Source organism: Xanthomonas sp. WHRI 10207, from assembly GCF_040202975.1.
Classification (GTDB): domain Bacteria; phylum Pseudomonadota; class Gammaproteobacteria; order Xanthomonadales; family Xanthomonadaceae; genus Xanthomonas.
Genome location: NZ_JBEGDX010000001.1, coordinates 21,361 through 40,046 on the forward strand (window position 1 = coordinate 21,361; position 18,686 = coordinate 40,046).

The 18,686-nt window shown below is 66.0% G+C and carries 14 protein-coding genes; all 14 read left to right on the forward strand.

What is annotated here, in order from left to right; genetic code table 11:
• Positions 1 to 18 precede the first annotated feature (18 nt).
• Positions 19 to 4,530, forward strand: a complete 4,512-nt coding sequence (locus ABQU90_RS22730) for an ESPR-type extended signal peptide-containing protein (protein ID WP_503064408.1) — start codon at positions 19 to 21, stop codon at positions 4,528 to 4,530.
• Positions 4,531 to 4,763: 233 nt separating this feature from the next.
• A complete protein-coding gene (locus ABQU90_RS00080; RefSeq protein ID WP_323521815.1) occupies positions 4,764 to 6,647 on the forward strand; it encodes a S8 family serine peptidase in 1,884 nt (627 codons plus the stop codon).
• Between the two features lie 129 nt (positions 6,648 to 6,776).
• Entirely contained in the window at positions 6,777 to 8,504 is a 1,728-nt protein-coding gene (gene gspE, locus ABQU90_RS00085) for a type II secretion system ATPase GspE (RefSeq protein WP_055850769.1), read from the forward strand.
• A 181-nt stretch (positions 8,505 to 8,685) separates the two neighbouring features.
• Positions 8,686 to 9,903, forward strand: coding sequence for a type II secretion system protein XpsF (xpsF, locus tag ABQU90_RS00090; protein WP_115561277.1), 1,218 nt, complete (start codon positions 8,686 to 8,688; stop codon positions 9,901 to 9,903).
• A 227-nt stretch (positions 9,904 to 10,130) separates the two neighbouring features.
• Complete coding sequence (gene gspG, locus ABQU90_RS00095; protein ID WP_055850775.1) at positions 10,131 to 10,562, forward strand: type II secretion system major pseudopilin GspG; 432 nt, start codon at positions 10,131 to 10,133, stop codon at positions 10,560 to 10,562.
• Between the two features lie 9 nt (positions 10,563 to 10,571).
• Positions 10,572 to 11,078, forward strand: coding sequence for a type II secretion system protein XpsH (gene xpsH, locus ABQU90_RS00100; protein WP_055850779.1), 507 nt, complete (start codon positions 10,572 to 10,574; stop codon positions 11,076 to 11,078).
• On the forward strand, positions 11,075 to 11,491 hold the full coding sequence (gene xpsI / locus ABQU90_RS00105; RefSeq protein ID WP_055850781.1) for a type II secretion system protein XpsI: 417 nt from the start codon (positions 11,075 to 11,077) through the stop codon (positions 11,489 to 11,491). The genes xpsH and xpsI overlap by 4 nt, the downstream gene beginning before the upstream one ends.
• On the forward strand, positions 11,488 to 12,123 hold the full coding sequence (locus ABQU90_RS00110) for a type II secretion system protein J (protein ID WP_323521605.1): 636 nt from the start codon (positions 11,488 to 11,490) through the stop codon (positions 12,121 to 12,123). The genes xpsI and ABQU90_RS00110 overlap by 4 nt, the downstream gene beginning before the upstream one ends.
• Positions 12,120 to 12,971 carry a type II secretion system minor pseudopilin gene (locus tag ABQU90_RS00115; RefSeq protein ID WP_055850786.1) on the forward strand — a complete coding sequence of 284 codons (852 nt, stop codon included), beginning with the start codon at positions 12,120 to 12,122 and terminating at the stop codon, positions 12,969 to 12,971. Before ABQU90_RS00110 ends, ABQU90_RS00115 begins: the two co-directional genes overlap by 4 nt.
• Positions 12,968 to 14,089, forward strand: a complete 1,122-nt coding sequence (locus ABQU90_RS00120) for a PilN domain-containing protein (RefSeq protein ID WP_323521606.1) — start codon at positions 12,968 to 12,970, stop codon at positions 14,087 to 14,089. Before ABQU90_RS00115 ends, ABQU90_RS00120 begins: the two co-directional genes overlap by 4 nt.
• The gene (gene gspM / locus ABQU90_RS00125; RefSeq protein WP_055850791.1) at positions 14,073 to 14,726 is read left to right on the forward strand and encodes a type II secretion system protein GspM; all 654 of its coding nucleotides are present in this window, start codon (positions 14,073 to 14,075) and stop codon (positions 14,724 to 14,726) included. The genes ABQU90_RS00120 and gspM overlap by 17 nt, the downstream gene beginning before the upstream one ends.
• Positions 14,716 to 15,507, forward strand: a complete 792-nt coding sequence (gene xpsN / locus ABQU90_RS00130) for a type II secretion system protein XpsN (protein WP_323521608.1) — start codon at positions 14,716 to 14,718, stop codon at positions 15,505 to 15,507. Before gspM ends, xpsN begins: the two co-directional genes overlap by 11 nt.
• On the forward strand, positions 15,504 to 17,843 hold the full coding sequence (gspD, locus tag ABQU90_RS00135) for a type II secretion system secretin GspD (RefSeq protein WP_323521610.1): 2,340 nt from the start codon (positions 15,504 to 15,506) through the stop codon (positions 17,841 to 17,843). Before xpsN ends, gspD begins: the two co-directional genes overlap by 4 nt.
• The gene (locus tag ABQU90_RS00140; RefSeq protein ID WP_323514306.1) at positions 17,840 to 18,679 is read left to right on the forward strand and encodes a glycosyltransferase family 2 protein; all 840 of its coding nucleotides are present in this window, start codon (positions 17,840 to 17,842) and stop codon (positions 18,677 to 18,679) included. Before gspD ends, ABQU90_RS00140 begins: the two co-directional genes overlap by 4 nt.
• Positions 18,680 to 18,686 lie beyond the last annotated feature (7 nt).

Sequence of the window (18,686 nt, forward strand, 5' to 3'; positions counted from 1 at the left end):
AACCTCGCGTCGATCGCTGTGGGCACCTATGCAGTCGCGGCTGGCCAGGGTGCCACGTCGCTTGGCGGCCAATCCTTCGCGGGTGGCGACGAGAGCGTCGCGCTGGGCTGGCAATCCAACGCTTCGGGCGCGCAGAGCGTCAGCCTCGGCAGCGGTGCGTATACCCCTGCCGACAACAGCGTCGCGCTGGGCGCAGGCTCGCTCGCCGATCGCGCCAACACGGTGTCGGTGGGCACGGTCGGCGGCGAGCGTCAGATCACCAATGTCGCTGCCGGTACCGAGGGCACCGATGCGGTGAACCTGGATCAGCTCAACGCAGTGGCCGGCACCGCCGAAACCACCGCGCGCCTGTATGCAGGCACCGGCGACGGCACTGCCGTCGCACAGGGCGAAGATGCAACGGCGGCCGGTTCCAATGCCACCGCTGAAGGCGATTACAGCAGCGCGTTCGGTGCCAGCAGCAATGCCACCGCGATCGGTGCAGTGGCCATCGGCAGCGGCGCCAACGCAACGGCGCAGTACGCCAATGCCGCCGGTTACAACGCAGCAGCCAGCGGCTTCGGCAGCGTGTCCAACGGCGCCTTCAGCCAGGCCAGCGGCGACTATGCCGTGGCCGTGGGTGGCGAGAGCGAAGCAGCCGGCGCGCAGAGCACCGCGCTCGGTGCAGCGGCAGGTGCCTATGGCGATGGCTCGCTGGCGGTCGGTGCGCTGAGCGAGGCACAGGGCAGCGAATCCACCGCGATGGGTTACTTCGCCAGCGCCAGCGGCGAATCGGCCACGGCAATCGGCGCAGAAAGCGTCGCCGACGGCACCACCGCCGCAGCACTGGGCTTCGGCGCACAGGCGACGGCCAATTACGCCACCGCCGTCGGTGGGTATTCCACCGCGAGCGGCTTCAACAGCACCGCCTTGGGTAACTTCAGCACCGCCAGCGGCTCCAACACGGTCGCCGTGGGCAGTGACGCCACCGCCACTGGCGCCTACAGCGTTGCAGCCGGCCAGGGCAGTGTGGCCAGCGGCTATAACAGCGTGTCGGTCGGCGGCGCCTTGCTCGGCCTGTTGCCGACCGAAGCGTCCGGCGATTTCTCCACCGCCGTGGGTGGTGCTGCATGGGCACCGGGCCTCAACAGCACCGCGTTGGGTAACTTTGCCGAATCCACCGGCGAAAGCAGCGTGGCATTGGGCGCCGATTCGGTCGCCGATCGCGACTTTGCGGTGTCCGTCGGTAGCGCCGGCAACGAGCGTCAGATCACCAACGTGGCGGCCGGCACCCAGGGTACCGATGCGGTGAATCTGGATCAGCTCAATGCGGTTGCCGAAGCCGGTGCAACCACCAGCAAGTACTTCCAGGCCAGCGGCAGCGACGACAGCGATGCCGGTGCGTACGTCGCAGGCGATAACGCATTGGCTGCAGGCGAGGGCGCCAACGCCACCGCCACCGGCACCACTGCATTGGGCGCAGGTGCACAGGCAGTGGCCGATGCAGCCACCGCAGTCGGCTTGAATGCGCTGGCGAGCGGCACCAGTGCCGCAGCGGTCGGCAGCAACGCGCAGGCGTTGGCCGAAAACAGCAGCGCATTCGGCAGCAATGCGCAGGCGAGCGCTATCGGCGCCACCGCAAATGGCGCTGGCGCGCAGGCAAGCTCCACCTACACCACCGCGCTCGGCAGCGAGGCAGTGGCATCGGACAACCAGGCCACCGCTGCGGGCTTCCGCAGTGCGGCGTCCAACGTCGGCAGCGCGGCATTTGGCGGCTACAGCGAATCCAGCGGCCGGCTGTCGTCGGCACTGGGTTACGGCGCGGTGGCGTCCAGCGATTACAGCACCGCCGTCGGTGCGGCATCGCTGGCCTCCGGCGCCAGCGCGGTGGCCGTGGGTGAGTTCAGCGAAGCCACCGGCGACGAAAGCGTTGCGGTCGGTGGCAGCACGTTCTTCGGCTTCATCCCGGCGCGTGCCTCGGGAACCGGCGCGGCCGCCTTCGGTGCGGGTGCGTGGGCAACCGCGGACTACACCACCGCAATCGGCTGGAACTCGTATGCGGACGGCACCAATGCCACTGCGCTAGGTCAGAGCGCTGCGGCGTTGGCCAACAACACGCTGGCACTGGGCGGCAACAGCCGCGCCGATGCGGTCGGCGCCAGCGTGATCGGCGTGGATGCGTCGGCTACCGGCATCAACAGCACCGGTGTCGGTCGTCAGGTCAATGTGATCGGCGAAAACGCAGTCTCGGTGGGCTACAACTCGTTCGTCCGCCAGAGCGCGGTCAACGGTGTGGCGCTGGGTGCCAACGCCGGTGCAACCGGTGCCGATTCGGTGGCATTGGGCTCGGGTTCGCGCACTTATGAAGCCGACACGGTGTCGATCGGCAGCGGCAATGGCCGCGGTGGTCCGGCGACGCGTCGCATCGTCAATGTCAGCGATGGCCAGACCGCGACCGATGCGGTCAACAAGGGTCAGCTGGATGCGGTGTCGGCCGATGTGCAGAACACCAGCAGCAAGTTCAAGACCACCGGCGATACGGTGGCCACCGCAACCGGCGAGCGCAGCACGGCTGCGGGCTCCGGTGCTGTTGCCACGGGTGCACGCAGTGTTGCCATCGCTTCCGGCAGCAGCGCGTCGGCGACCGGTGCCAGCGCGATGGGTGTGGACAGCAGCGCCAGCGGCGTGAACAGCACCGCGATGGGCCGTCAGACCAATTCCATTGGCGAGAATGGCGTGGCGCTGGGCTACAACTCCTTCGTGCGCGAAAGCGGCAGCAATGCGGTGGCGCTGGGTGCGAATGCCGGTGCCAGCGGTGCCGATTCGGTCGCCTTGGGCTCGGGCTCGCGCACCTACGACGCCAATACGGTGTCGGTGGGTAGCGGCAATGGTCGCGGTGGTCCGGCAACGCGTCGCATCGTCAACGTCAGCGACGGCCAGACCGCCAGCGATGCCGTCAACAAGGGGCAGCTGGACGCATTGGCGGCCGATGTGCAGACCACCAGCGGCATGGTCAAGACCACCGGCACCGGCGTAGCCGTGGCAACCGGTGATCGCGCGACCGCCGCAGGTGCCGGTGCCACTGCCAGTGGTGCACGCAGTGTCGCCATTGCTTCCGGCAGCAGCGCCACCGGCACTGGTGCCAGTGCGGTGGGCGTGGACAGCAGCGCCAGCGGCATGAACAGCACCGCGATGGGTCAACAGACCAATGCCATTGGCGAGAAGAGCGTGGCGCTCGGCTACAACTCCTTCGTCCGCCAGAGTGCGGTCAACAGCGTGGCGTTGGGTGCCAATGCCGGTGCAACTGGCGCCGATTCGGTGGCGTTGGGCTCGGGTTCGCGCACCTACGAGGCCAATACGGTGTCGGTGGGTAGCGGCAATGGCCGCGGTGGTCCGGCAACGCGTCGCATCGTCAACGTGGGTGCCGGCGCGATTGCCGATGCCAGCACCGATGCCATCAACGGCGGTCAGTTGTTCCAGTCGCTCAGCAATGCCGCCAGCTTCCTTGGTGGCGGTGCGGCGATCGGCGCGCAAGGCGTCTTCGTTGCGCCGACCTACGTGATTCAAGGCGCCAGCTACAACAACGTGGGCGCGGCATTGACCGCGCTGGACACCAAGGTCACCCAACTGGATGCACGTGGTGGCACTGCGGTTGCCAGCACCACGGCATCGCTGCGGACCGCCACGGTGCCGGCTGTCGCTGCACCTGCTGCTAGCGATGCGGCAAGCAACGTCAGCACCGCCACTGCGACTGCCGGCGTGCAGGGCACGCCGACGGCAGCGGTGGTCGGCAGCATCACCCCGGCGGCAACCTCGACGGCGGTGGGCACGGCGGCAGTGGCTAACCACGTCACCGGTACCGCGATTGGCGGCAGCGCTTACGCGCACGGCCCCAACGACACCGCCATCGGCAGCAATGCGCGCGTTAATGCCGACGGCAGTACGGCGGTCGGCGCCAACACGCAGATTGCGGCGGTGGCTACCAATGCGGTGGCGATGGGCGAGGGTGCGCAGGTCAGCGCCGCATCCGGTACCGCCATCGGCCAGGGCGCACGTGCCAGTGCACAGGGTGCGGTCGCGTTGGGTCAGGGCTCGGTCGCCGACCGCGCCAACACGGTGTCGGTGGGCAGTGTCGGCGGCGAGCGGCAGGTGGCCAATGTGGCGGCCGGTACGCGCGCCACCGATGCGGTGAACAAGGGCCAGTTGGATGGCGGTATTGCGACGGCCAACAGCTACACCGACAGCCGCTACAGCGCGATGGCCGACAGCTTCGAAAGCTATCAGGGCGATATCGAAGACCGTCTGCGTCGGCAGAACCGTCGTCTGGATCGTCAGGGCGCGATGAGCTCGGCGATGTTGAACATGTCTGCCAGCGTGGCCGGTATCGCCTCGCAGAACCGCGTCGGTGCCGGCGTCGGTTTCCAGAACGGCGAGTCGGCGTTGTCGGTGGGCTACCAGCGTGCGATCAGCCCGCGCGCCACGTTGACCGTGGGCGGTGCGCTGAGCGGCGACGACAGCTCGATCGGCGTGGGTGCCGGTTTCGGCTGGTAACGCTCAGCAACAGCGTACGCAGTTGCATCAAACGCGGCGGCGCCGATGTGCGCCGCCGCGGTAAGGCCTGAGGGGGCGGGCAAGGACCGTGGCTAGGCCAGCCAACGGATTCGCATGGAGTGATGGCCGTACCAGGAGCGATCGATCAACTGCCGCAGGCCGGCTCACGGCTGCGCGGCGTTGTCGACCCCGTTCCAAGCCTGATTCACGAAAAACACGAAGAGGATTTCACCGTGATCGACAAGACCTTCCGCCTCACCCCGCTGACCGGCGCCATCCTGATGATGGCCCTTGGTGCATCCGGCACCCTGGCAGCCGCACCGAAACTGCTGGTCAAGGAACCGACCCAGTCCGCTTCGGCCGGCGCCCAATTCAGTAGCCGCCTGATCGTGCGCTACAAGGACAACACTGCCGCTGCGACCGATCGCAGCAGCAAGCTCAATGCCGTGCAGGCCGCTGTCGGCCGCGTCGGCGCCAGTACCGGCGCACGTAGCAGCGCAGCCGCCGCCAAGGCGACGTATGTGCGCAAGCTCGGTATCGGCTCGGACCTGATCAAGCTGTCCAGCACGCTGACCGCCGCGCAGGTGGACAAGGTGGTGGTCGAGCTGAAGAACGATCCGTCGGTGGCAGACGTGCAGATCGATCGCATGCTGCGTCCGGTCGAGATCAAGAAAAGCGTTGCGACCACTGATGTGAGCCCGCAGCTGGTTCCCAACGACCCGCTGTATGCGCAGTACCAGTGGCACCTGAGCAACCCCAACGGCGGTATCAATGCGCCGGCCGCATGGGATCTGTCGCAGGGCGCTGGCGTGGTGGTGGCAGTGCTGGACACCGGCATCCTGCCGGGCCATCCCGATTTTGCCGGCAACCTGCTGCAGGGCTATGACTTCATCAGCGATGCCGAAGTCTCGCGTCGTCCGACCGATGCCCGCGTCCCCGGTGCACTGGATTACGGCGATTGGGAAGAAGCCGACAACGTCTGCTACACCGGCTCGGTGGCGCAGGAAAGCTCCTGGCACGGCACCCATGTCTCGGGCACCGTGGCCGAAGCGACCAATAACGGCATCGGCATGGCTGGCGTTGCACCCAAGGCGTCCATCCTGCCGGTCCGCGTGCTTGGCCGTTGCGGCGGTTATACCTCCGACATCGCCGACGCCATCGTGTGGGCGTCCGGCGGCACGGTCGAAGGCGTCCCCGCCAACACCAACCCGGCCGAAGTGATCAACATGAGCCTGGGCGGCGGTGGGGCTTGCGATTCGGCCACCCAGCTGGCGATCAACGGTGCGGTGGCGCGCGGCACCACTGTCGTGGTCGCTGCCGGCAACGATGGCGATGACGCGGCCAACCATTCGCCGGCCAGCTGCAACAACACCGTCACCGTCGGTGCCACCCGCATCACCGGCGGCATCACCTACTACTCCAACTACGGCAGCAAGGTCGATTTGTCCGGCCCGGGCGGCGGTGGCAGCGTGGACGGCAATCCGGGCGGCTACATCTGGCAGGCCGGCTACGACGGTGCGACCACGCCGACCTCCGGTAGCTATAGCTACATGGGCATGGGCGGAACCTCGATGGCGTCCCCGCACGTGGCTGGCGTCGTGGCGCTGGTGCAGAGCGCGGCGATCGGTCTGGGCGACGGCCCGCTGACCCCGGCTGCGGTCGAAGCGTTGCTCAAGCAGACCAGCCGCCGTTTCCCGGTGACCCCGCCGGCCAGCACCCCGATCGGCAGCGGCATCGTCGACGCCAAGGCCGCACTGGAAGCAGTGTTGGTGGAGCCGTGCGATCCGGCCACCGAGTCCTGCGCACCGACCGCCGTCGCGTTGACCAACAAGGCGCCGCTGACCGGCCTGAGTGGCACCTTCGGCAGCTCTACGCTGTACAGCTTCGAAGCCAAGGCCGGTGCGGTGCTGAGCTTCATGACCTACGGCGGTACCGGCGATGTGTCGGTGTACGTCAGCTATGAAGCCGAGCCCAGCGCCACCAGTTTCGATGCCAAGTCGACGCGTCCGGGCAACAGCGAAACCGTCCGCTTCACTGCCCCCAAGGCAGGCACGTACTACATCAAGTTGGTGGGTGCATCCGATTACGCGAAGCTGACCCTCGTTGCACGACAGTAAGTACTGAAATAGTGTGACCAATGCCCCCGGCTAATCACCGGGGGCATTGTTTTTCAGGACGATTCAGATGCGTGCGGTTGATCGTCGCGGCAAACTGCTACAGTCGGCGCCGAACCAGTGGAGACGAGTGTGAACGCGGTTGCCGTCGATCCAATTGAGCATCGAAGTGCGGAAACGCGCATCGTCGAAGCATTGCTTGAACGCCGTCGTCTGAAGGACTCCGACCTGCTGCGCGCGCGCCAGTTACAGGCCGAATCCGGCATGGGCTTGCTGGCCCTGCTCGGCCGCCTGGGCCTGGTGTCCGAACGCGATCATGCAGAGACCTGCGCCGATGTGCTCGGCCTGCCGTTGGTGGATGCACGCCAACTCGGCGATACCCCGCCGGAAATGCTGCCCGACGTGCAGGGCTTGTCGCTGCGCTTTCTCAAACAATTTCATCTATGCCCGGTGGGCGAACACGATGGCCGTCTGGATCTGTGGATCGCCGATCCATACGACGATTACGCCATCGATGCGGTGCGTCTTGCCACCGGCTGTGCATTGTTCCTGCAGGTCGGCCTGCGTTCGGAAATCGACGATCTGATCGAGCGCTGGTACGGCCAGGGCCGTAGTGCGATGGGCACCATCGTTGAAACCGCCGATGGCGATGCCAACAGCAGCGACGATATCGAAGCGCTGCGCGATCTGGCCTCCGAAGCGCCGGTGATTCGCCTGGTGAATCTGGTGATCCAGCACGCGGTGGAATTACGCGCCTCGGACATCCATATCGAACCGTTCGAAAGCCGCCTCAAGGTGCGTTACCGCGTCGATGGCGTGCTGGTGGAAGGCGAAAGCCCGCCGGCCAAACTCACCGCTGCGGTGATCAGCCGCATCAAGATCATGGCCAAGCTCAATATCGCCGAGCGCCGCCTGCCGCAGGACGGTCGCATCATGTTGCGCGTGCAGGGCAAGGAGCTGGATCTGCGCGTCAGCACCGTGCCCACCGCGCACGGCGAGAGCGTGGTGATGCGTCTGCTCGATCGCGAAACGGTGGTGTTCGACTTCTACAAGCTGGGCTTTACCGAAGACTTCCTGCCGCAGTTCCGTAAGGTGCTCGAACAACCGCACGGCATCATGCTGGTCACCGGCCCCACCGGCTCGGGCAAGACCACCACGCTGTACACCGCGCTGAGCCAGCTCAATACCTCCGACGTCAAGATCATCACCGTCGAAGACCCGGTGGAATACCAGATCGAAGGCATCAACCAGATCCAGGCCAAGCCGCAGATCGGGCTGGATTTCGCCAATGCGCTGCGCAGCATCGTGCGTCAGGACCCGGACATCATCATGATCGGCGAAATGCGCGATCTGGAAACCGCGCGCATTGCGATCCAGTCCGCGCTCACCGGCCATCTGGTGCTGTCCACGCTGCACACCAACAATGCCGCCGGCGGCATCACCCGTTTACTGGACATGGGCGTGGAGGATTACCTGCTCACCTCCACCATCAACGGCATTCTGGCGCAGCGCCTGGTGCGCAAACTCGACCTGGCCAACGCCGAACGCTACCCCGCATCGCCGGAAGAAATCGAACGCTTCAACCTGCGCCGCCTGCAGCCGGAGGGCGAGATCTTCCTGTATCGCCCGCGTGCCTCGGCGGCCGCGCCGACCGGCTATCTGGGCCGTACCACCATCGTCGAATTCCTGGTGATGAACGACGAATTGCGGCGTGCGGTGATGCGCCGTGCCGGCATGGGCGAGATCGAACAACTCGCCCGCAAGGCCGGCATGCGCACCATGTACGAAGACGGCCTGTCCAAGGCCTTGCGCGGCGAAACTACCATCGAAGAAGTCCTGCGCGTGACGGAGGATGCATGAGCGGTGAAGTGACCGGGTGGTCGGGACCGGGGACCCGGGTCCGGGGACCCGGGAACAGCCAAGGCAAGTGCTTGGTCGTCGCTGTCGTATGCGCCGACCGACGTGCTGCCGGATTCCAGTACTGCTGTACGCCGCTTTCCCCGGGTCGCCGGTCCCGGGCCCCCGGTCCCGGCCGTTCCTGATGCCCCTCTACCGTTACAAAGCGCTCGACGCCCACGGCGAAATGCTCGACGGCCAGATGGAAGCGGGCAGCGATGCCGAGGTGGCGCTGCGTCTGCAGGAGCAGGGCCATCTGCCGGTGGAAACGCGGCTGGCCACCGGCGAAAACGATTCGCCATCGCTGCGCATGCTGCTGCGCAAGAAACCGTTCGACAATGCCGCGCTGGTGCAATTCACCCAGCAGCTGGCCACCTTGATTGGGGCCGGGCAACCACTGGATCGCGCGTTGTCGATCCTGATGGATCTGCCGGAAGACGAAAAAAGCCGGCGCGTCATCGGCGACATCCGCGACACCGTGCGCGGCGGTGCGCCGCTGTCGTCCGCGTTGGAGCGTCAGCATGGGCTGTTCTCCAAGCTGTACATCAACATGGTGCGTGCCGGCGAAGCCGGCGGCAGCATGCAGGACACCTTGCAACGGTTGGCCGATTACCTGGAGCGCAGCCGCGCGCTCAAGGGCAAGGTGATCAATGCATTGATCTACCCGGCGATTCTGTTGGCGGTGGTCGGGTGCGCCTTGTTGTTTTTGCTGGGCTATGTGGTGCCGCAGTTCGCGCAGATGTACGAAAGCCTGGATGTCGCGCTGCCCTGGTTCACCCAGGCGGTGTTGAGCGTGGGCTTGCTGGTGCGCGACTGGTGGCTTGTGCTGATCGTGGTGCCGGGTGTGCTCGGGTTGTGGCTGGATCGCAAGCGTCGCAATGCCGCCTTCCGTGCAGCGCTGGACGAATGGTTGCTGCGCCAGAAAGTGGTCGGTAGCCTGATCGCGCGGCTGGAAACCGCACGGCTGACGCGCACCCTGGGCACCTTATTGCGCAACGGCGTGCCGTTGCTGGCCGCGATCGGCATCGCGCGCAACGTCATGTCCAATCTGGCGTTGGTCGAGGATGTCGCCAACGCTGCCGACGATGTCAAGAACGGGCATGGTCTGGCGATATCGCTGGCGCGCGGCAAGCGCTTTCCGCGATTGGCCCTGCAGATGATCCAGGTGGGCGAAGAATCCGGCGCGTTGGACACGATGTTGCTCAAGACCGCTGACACCTTCGAGCTGGAAACCGCACAAGCCATCGACCGTGCGCTGGCTGCATTGGTACCGCTGATCACGCTGGTCCTGGCCTCGGTGGTGGGGCTTGTCATCATTTCGGTACTGGTACCGCTGTATGACCTCACCAATGCGATCGGTTGAGCGCGCGGGCAACGCGACTGCGCAGCTGCAAGGCGGGCGCAAGCGGGACTCGGCATCGGCATGCATCGCTCGTACACTCCATTAACGGCACGCGGCGCTTTTCATTAGGCGGCGCATTCACAACAACATTCCGGTGACCGCACGACACCTACGCGGGAACCAATGCAATGGCCGCCATGTCATTTAGTGGCGGCAGCATCCTTCATCGACGTGCAAGGAAATCGTTCATGATCAAGCGTTCCATCACCCGTAGTCCGTCGCGCGCAGGCCAGGCCGGCATGAGCTTGCTGGAAATCATCATCGTCATCGTGCTGATCGGCGCGGTGCTCACCTTGGTCGGCAGCCGCGTGCTTGGTGGCGCCGATCGCGGCAAGGCCAATCTGGCCAAGTCGCAGATCCAGACCCTGGCCGGCAAGATCGAAAACTTCCAGCTCGACACCGGCAAGTTGCCGAGCAAGCTCGATGACCTGGTGACCCAGCCCGGCGGCAGCAGCGGCTGGCTTGGCCCGTACGCCAAGGCGGTGGAGCTTAACGACCCGTGGGGTCACACCATCGAGTACCGCGCGCCGGGCGATGGCCAGCCGTTCGATCTGATCAGCCTGGGCAAGGATGGTCGCCCCGGCGGCAGCAGCTACGACTCGGACATCAAGTACCAATAAGTTCTCGCCATGCGCGTTGCGTGTCAGCCGTTGCGTCATCCGCATGGAGTCGGTCCTGGCCGTACCCGCACGCGTGGTAGCTCGCTGCTCGAAATGCTGCTGGTCATCGCGTTGATCGCGATGGCCGGCGTGCTGGCCGCCGCCGCATTGAACGGCGGCATCGATGGCATGCGGCTGCGCACCGCCGGCAAGGCGATCGCCTCGCAACTGCGCTATACGCGCACCCAGGCGATTGCCACCGGCACCCCGCAACGCTTTCTGATCGATCCGCTGCAGCGCCGCTGGGAAGCGCCCGGCGGCCATCACGGCGACCTGCCGTCGTCGCTGCAGGTGCGCTTCACCGGCGCGCGCCAGGTGCAGTCGCGGGAAGATCAGGGCGCCATCCAGTTCTTCCCCGATGGGGCGTCCACGGGCGGTCGCATCGATCTGCAGGTCAAGGACGCGCGCTGGCGCGTGGACGTGGGCTGGATCACCGGCGAAGTGCGTTCGGGTCCGCTGCGGACGCCTGCGCCATGAAGCGGCAACGTGGTTACACCCTGATCGAGGTGATCGTCGCTTTTGCCTTGCTCGCCTTGGCATTGAGCCTGTTGCTGGGGTCGTTGTCCGGTGCGGCACGTCAGGTGCGCGCGGCCGATGACAGCACGCGTGCGACCTTGCACGCGCAATCGCTGCTGGCGTTGCAAGGCATGGACAAACCGCTGGTGCCCGAGCAACAACAAGGCACGTTCGAAGCCGGGCATTTCCGTTGGTCGATGGATGTGCGCCCCTACGACGAACCGCGGCGTAATCCGCAGGCGCCGGTGGCTCCTGGTGCGCACAAACTGCTGCAACTGACCCTGGTGGTGCGTTGGGGCGAGGCGCCCAATCAAATGCTGCAATGGCGCACCTTGCGCCTGGTGGCCGCCACTGCACAGGACAGTGCGCTGTGATCCGTTCGCGCAGCGCCGGCTTCACCCTGATCGAAGTGCTGCTGGCCACGATGCTGTTGGTCGGCGGGCTGGCGTTGGCCTTCGCCACATTGCGCTCGGCCAGCGCGGTGAGTCAGCGCGGCGAGGCGATTGCCCAGCGCAGCGAGCGTGTGCGTGCGGTGGAAGAATTCCTGCGCCGTCGGTTGGCTGCTGCATTGCCACTGGCGATGAGCATCGACCCGCAAAGCCAGCAACCGATGTTGTTTGTCGGCGAACCGCAGCGCATGCGCTTTGCCGCCGATGTGCCGGATTACCTGGGACGCGGTGGCCCGTATCTGCACGAGTTGTCGGTGGTCGGCGATGGCGAACAACGCACCTTGCAGATTGCGTTGACCATGCTGCAATCGGGCAAGTCGATCGAGGAAGGCAGTAAATTGCCGCCGGAGCCGCTGGCGGAAGGCGTGCAGCAGGTGAGCTTTCGTTACCGTGGCATGGATCCGCAGAACGGCCGCCTGAGCGCATGGTTGCCGCAGTGGGAATGGCACGACCGCCTGCCGCTGCTGGTGCGGATCGAGATTCGTAGTGGCGACGCTGCATGGCCGCCGCTGGTCGTGGCGTTGCCGCAATCCAGCAACCCCGGAGCGGGGCAATGAGCCGGATACGTGGCGCTGCCTTGGTGCTGGTGTTGTGGTTGATCGCCTTGCTCACCGCGATGATCGGCGCGTTTGCGCTCACCGCGCGTGTGGAAGCTTTGCAAGGCACTATGCTGCGCAATGGCGCGCAGGCGCAGGAATACGCACGCGCTGGCCTGGAATACGCACTGTCCCGCTTGCAGAGCGCCGATACCCAGGCACGCTGGCGCGCAGATGGCCGACGGTATCGTTGGCAGATGGACGATGCCACGGTGGAGATCCGTATCACTGACGAAAGCGGCAAGGTGGATCTGAACATGGCCGAGCCGGCGCTGTTGGCCGGGCTGGTGCGTGCCGTGGGCGGCGAACAAGGCCGCGATACGCGCATTGCCGGTGCCATCGTCGATTGGCGCGATGGCGACTCGCTGAGCCAGCCCGGCGGTGGCGCAGAAGACCGCGATTACGCCGATGCCGGCTTGCCCTATGGCGCAAAGGACAGCCCGTTCGAAACGTTGGGCGAACTGCGCCTGGTGCTGGGCATGGACAGCGAGTTGTATCGCAAGTTGCTGCCCAACATCACCTTGTACAGCGGCCGCTCGCGGCCCGAAGCGCGTTTTGCACCCGGCCCGGTGTTGACTGCAATGGGCCTGGATGCGCGGCAACTGCTGGCGCAGCGTGACGCGCCGCTGGGTTTGCCGGGCAGCGAGGCGACGGTCGGTGGGTCTGACACTTATAGTATCGAGAGCCGGGCGCGACTGAGTCAGGGACGCGAGGCTGTGTTGCGCGCGGTCGTGTCGACAAGCGCGTCCGCAGTACCGGGATCGGCCTACACCGTGTTGCGTTGGGAAGAGGGAGCAGCAGTGCAATGACCGCATGGCGGGATACCTTGGGTCGTATCGGCGTACGCGCCATGCCGGGAGCCGGAGGCTTCTGGCGTTGGTGGCAGCAATCGCTGCTGGCGTGGCTGCCGCAGCGCTGGCAATGGCAATTGGGCCTGTCGCAGGCGCGCCTGTTGTTGCAGCTCGATGGCGACACGTTGCAGTTGCTGCGCCAACGCGATCAGAGCCGTGAGGCGATCGCCAGCCTGCCGTGGCCGGTGCAGCCGCAGGAAGTCAATGGCGTGCTGCCGACTGCGCTGGATGGTCTGCCGCGGCATTGGCTGTTGCCGTCGGCGCATGCGTTGCGGCGGCCGTTGCGGCTGCCGGCAGCGGCCGCCGCGCGGCTGCAGGATGTAGCGCGTTTCGAAATCGACCGGCAAACCCCGTTCACCGCCGACCAGGTGTATTTCGACGCACGCGTGCTCGATGTGCGCGAAGACGGCCAACTGGATGCGGAACTGGTCGTGGTGCCACGGCGCATGATCGATGGCCCGGCCGGTGTGCCCGATGCCTGGACCAACGCGCTGTCCGGCATCGATGTGGCCGATGCGCAGGGCGCTCCATTGGGAGTGAACTTGCTGCCGCCGGCACGCCGGCTGCGACGTAGCGACCCGATGCAACGATGGAACCTGCTGCTCACTGCCACCGCGGTGGTGTTGCTGGCTGTGGCCGGTTGGCTGCTGCTGGATAATCGCCGCCAAGCCGCCCACGATCTGCGCGCGCAGGTGCAGGCCAATGCCGCGCGCGCGCGCCAGGTGGCTGCCGAACGCCAGCAGCTGATGGATCTGGTCGAAGGCGCTACCTTCTTCCAGAAGCAACGCGCCACGCGCCCGACCTCGGTGGAAATCTGGGACGAGTTGAGCCGGCGTCTGCCGGGCGGCACCTATCTGGAAAAATTCTCGGTCGAAGGCGGGCAATTGCAGTTGATCGGTTTGAGCAACGAAGCCTCGTCGCTGGTGCGTCGCCTGGAAGGTTCGCCGCTATGGCGCACGCCGTCGCTGACCGGCGTGCTGCAGAGCGATGCCGGTCGCAACGTCGACCGTTTCACCATCACCGCCGAGCTGGCTGGCCCCGATGCGAAGGAGGCGGCCGATGCCACGCAGCGTTAAGCGCGATCGCTGGATCGCTTTGGGTCTGCTGCTGCTGGTGCTCGGCGTGGCGTATCTGGTGCTGGTGCACCCGTGGTTCACCCAGCCGATGATCGCCATGCAGGACGAACTGCAATCGCTGCGCGAGCGCGAGCTGCGCGTGCGCGTGCAATTGCAGCAGGCGCCGCAGGTCAGCCAGCGGCTGCGCCAGGCGCGGCAGACGCTGGAAAGCCGCCCGGGATTTTTGCCGGAAACCTCCGCCGAGCTGGCCTCGGCCGGACTGGTGCAGCGGCTGGAACGCGCAGTGGTGGAAGCCAGCCCCGGCAACCGCAGCTGCGCCATCAGCAACCGCTCGCCGCTGCAGCCGGAGAGCAAGGACCGCTTCACCCGCGTGGCGGTGCAGGTGCGCCTGCGCTGCGGCACGCCGGAACTGGCTTCGGTGTTGTACAGCCTGGAAAACGGCACTCCGCGGCTGTTCGTGGACAACCTCAACGTGATGGCGCAGCGCTACCAACTATCGCCCAACGAAAGCGGCAACGGCCTGGACATTGCGTTCGAACTGGCCGGCTATCTGCGGCCCGGCGCTAGCGCTGCGCCGTTGAACACCGATGCTGCGCCCGCCGCCGCCGCCGCCGGGGAGGCCAGCAATGCGCCTTGACCTGATCGGTTTACGCACCTGGTTGCTGGCCACCGTGGTCGGCTGGGCGCTGCTGGTGTGCATCCTGGCCGTGGCTGGCTTAGGCAAGCGGGTGGAACTGCTACCGGACGACCCGGCACTGGTGCAGCGCCTGCCCACGCTACCGGCGCCTGCGCCGGAGCGGTTGGGGGCCTTTGAAAAATATTCGGAGATCGCCGCGCATCCCGCATTCGCCGAAGACCGCCTGCCGCATCCGTTCTTCCTGTCCGGCACCGACGGTAGCGGCGCGGCCTCGACGGTGCGCCTGACCGGCGTGCTGCTGACCGAGAACTTCAAGATGGCCACGCTGACCCTGGATCCGCAGGATTCGGTGCGCGTGCAGCTCGGCGGCGACGCGGTCAAGGGCTGGCGCCTGCTGGCCCTGCAGCCACGCAGTGCCACCATCGAAGGCCCCGGCGGCACCCAGACGTTGGAGCTGCACGTGTTCAACGGCCAGGGCGGTCAACCGCCGACCGCCAATGCCGCCGCGCGTGGTGCGCCGGGCACGCTCCCGCCATTGCCCCCGGTGCCGCCGTCGCCCGATGCCGCCGCGGTCGCGCAACCGCCGCCTGCCACCCCGCCGGCGCAACAACCTGGCGGGCAAGCCCCGCCGACGGTGCCGCCGCAGCGCAGCGATGGCGCGCAGGAAGCTCCACGCCCCTCCGACGATCAGATGCGTGCCATCCGCGAACGTATCGAAGCCCGACGCCGCCAGCTGCAACAGCAGCGCCAGAGCGGCTCTACCCCCGGTCAGACCCAATGAGTGAACGCATGACGCCGCGCCTGTTTCCCGTGTCCCTGCTGATTGGCCTGTTGGCCGGTTGCGCCACCACTCCGCCACCGGACGTGCGCCGCGACGCGCGCCTGGACCCACAAGTCGGCGCTGCCGGCGCCACCCAGACCGTTGCCGACCAACGCGCCGACGGCAATGCCGCCGCCAGCGCCAAGCCCAGCCCGGTGATCCGGCGCGGCAGCGGCACCATGATCAACCAGAGCGCGGCGGCGTCGCCGTCGCCCACGCTGGGCATGGCCAGCAGCGGCAGCGCCACCTTCAACTTCGAAGGCGAGTCGGTACAGGCGGTGGTCAAGGCGATCCTGGGCGACATGCTTGGCCAGAACTACGTCATCGCGCCCGGCGTGCAGGGCACCGTGACCCTGGCCACACCCAATCCGGTCTCGCCGGCGCAAGCCTTGAACCTGCTGGAAATGGTGTTGGGCTGGAACAACGCGCGCATGGTGTTCAGCGGTGGCCGCTACAACATCGTGCCGGCCGACCAGGCGCTGGCCGGCACCGTTGCGCCCAGCACCGCATCGCCGTCTGCCGCACGCGGTTTCGAAGTGCGCGTGGTGCCGTTGAAGTTCATTTCCGCCAGCGAAATGAAGAAGGTGCTGGAGCCGTATGCACGGCCCAATGCCATCGTTGGCACCGACAACGCGCGCAATGTGATCACCCTTGGCGGCACCCGCGCCGAACTCGAAAACTACCTGCGCACCGTGCAGATTTTCGACGTGGACTGGTTGTCGGGCATGTCGGTGGGCGTGTTCCCGATCCAGTCCGGCAAGGCCGAAAAGGTCAGTGCCGATCTGGAAAAGGTCTTCGGCGAACAGAGCAAGACGCCCAGCGCCGGCATGTTCCGTTTCATGCCGCTGGAAAACGCCAATGCGGTGCTGGTGATCACTCCGCAGCCGCGCTATCTGGATCAGATCCAGCAGTGGCTGGACCGCATCGACAGCGCCGGCGGCGGCGTGCGCTTGTTCTCGTATGAATTGAAGTACATCAAGGCCAAGGACCTGGCCGATCGATTGTCGGAAGTGTTCGGTGGGCGCGGTGGTGGCGGCGACTCCAACGCCTCGCTGGCGCCGGGTGCCGAGAGCAGCGTGCTCGGCGGCGCGCTGGGCAATCGCGACAGCAGCATGGGCGCCAGCTCCGGCATGACCGGAGGCAGCCTCGGCGAAAGCGGCGACAGCAGCGGCTCGGGCAGCAGTTTTGGTGGCAGCAGCGGAAGCAGCGGCGGCAGTGGTAGCAGCAGCGGTGGCCTGGGCAACGGCAGCTTGCAGCTCTCACCGCGCAGCAACGGCAACGGCGCAGTGACGCTGGAAGTGGAAGGCGACAAGGTCGGTGTGTCGGCTGTGGCCGAAACCAACACCTTGCTGGTGCGCTCCACGCCGCAATCGTGGGCGTCCATCCGCGATGTCATCGAAAAGCTCGACGTGATGCCGATGCAGGTGCATATCGAAGCGCAGGTGGCTGAGGTGAATTTGACCGGTGACCTGAGCTACGGCGTCAATTGGTATTTCGAAAACGCTGTGAATGCTTCGAGAGATCCAGCGACTGCATTAGCGAATGCCACTGGTATCGGTGTTGGCGCTGGCCTTACCAATGCTGCAGGTCGGAACATCTGGGGAGATATTGCCGGAAGCGTTACTAGTAACGGGTTGGGTTGGACATTTCTTGGAAAGAATGCCGCGGCCATCATCACAGCCTTGGATCGGGTGACAAATGTGCGACTGCTCCAAACGCCGTCGGTGTTTGTGCGAAACAATGCAGAAGCAACGCTCAACGTCGGCTCGCGTATCGCAATCAATTCAACCTCGATCAACACCGGTCTTGGGAGCGACAGTAGTTTCTCTTCTGTGCAATACATTGATACCGGCGTGATTTTGAAGGTGCGTCCTCGTGTGACCAAGGACGGGATGGTGTTTTTGGATATCGTCCAGGAAGTAAGTAGCCCGGGTGATCGGCCTGCGGCATGTACGTCCGCGACCGCAACGGTGAACGCAGCGGCCTGTAACGTCGACATCAATACCCGTCGTGTCAAAACAGAGGCCGCTGTGCAAAGTGGCGATACGATCATGCTGGCCGGTTTGATTGATGACACAACCACCGATACGAGCGATGGTGTGCCCTTCCTGAGCAAGCTTCCTGTAGTGGGTGCGTTGTTCGGAACCAAGGGAAAGAGCAACACCCGCCGCGAAGTCATCGTACTGATCACCCCATCGATCGTGCGCAACCCGCAGGAAGCGCGCAATCTCACCGACGAATACGGTCAGAAGTTCAAGGTCATGGAGCCGCTGAAACCCAGCCAGAAGCCGCAATGAGTGCGGCACTGCCCGTCGTGCTGGTGCCGGTCGGCACCGACGACGAGGCGCTGGATGCGTGCTTGGGCGCATTGGATGCGGCCACGCCTGCGGGCACGCGGGTGTGGCTGGCCGACGACGCGCAGGCCGGCCCGCGCGGCCGCGCGGTGATCGATCACTGGCTGGCGCGGACGCAGCTGCAGGCGCACCACACCCGGCGCCAGCGCATGCTCGGCGAAGTGGCGCATCTGGATGAAATGCTCGCCGCATGCGGCGATGCCGACGTGGTGGTGCTGGGGGTGGATGCCTGCCCGCTGCCCGGTTGGTTGCGGCAGCTCACCGCGTGTTTTGCGCGCGATGCGGCGATTGCCACGGCCACGCCCTGGAGCAATGTGGGCGAAGCCTGCAGCTGGCCGCGGCTGGGCGAACTCAACCCACTGCCGGACGCGCCGGAGCGGTTGGCCGCTGCCTGTGCGGCGATGCCGCCGCTGCATCCGGAGCTGCCCTCGGCGGTCGGGCACGCGGTGCTGCTACGGGGTGCTGCACGGCGCAAGGCCGGTGGATTGGATGCCAGCAGTTACGGCTCCTGGTATGCCGCGTTGGTGGACCTCAGCCTGCGCATGGGCGGGCTGGGATGGCGCAATGTGTTGTGCGACACCGCCTTCGTCGCCTCGCCGCACGAAGGCCGCCCGGCCGATGGCGACATGGATGCACTGGCCACACGCTGGCCAGCCTGGCACGCGCGGCTGGCCAACTTTCTGATGCACGACCCCTTGCGTGCGCAACGCGACCAGTTAGGTCAGCTGCTCGCCGACCTGCCACCGCCGGACCCGCAGCGCATGCTGTTCGACGCGTAGCGCAGCT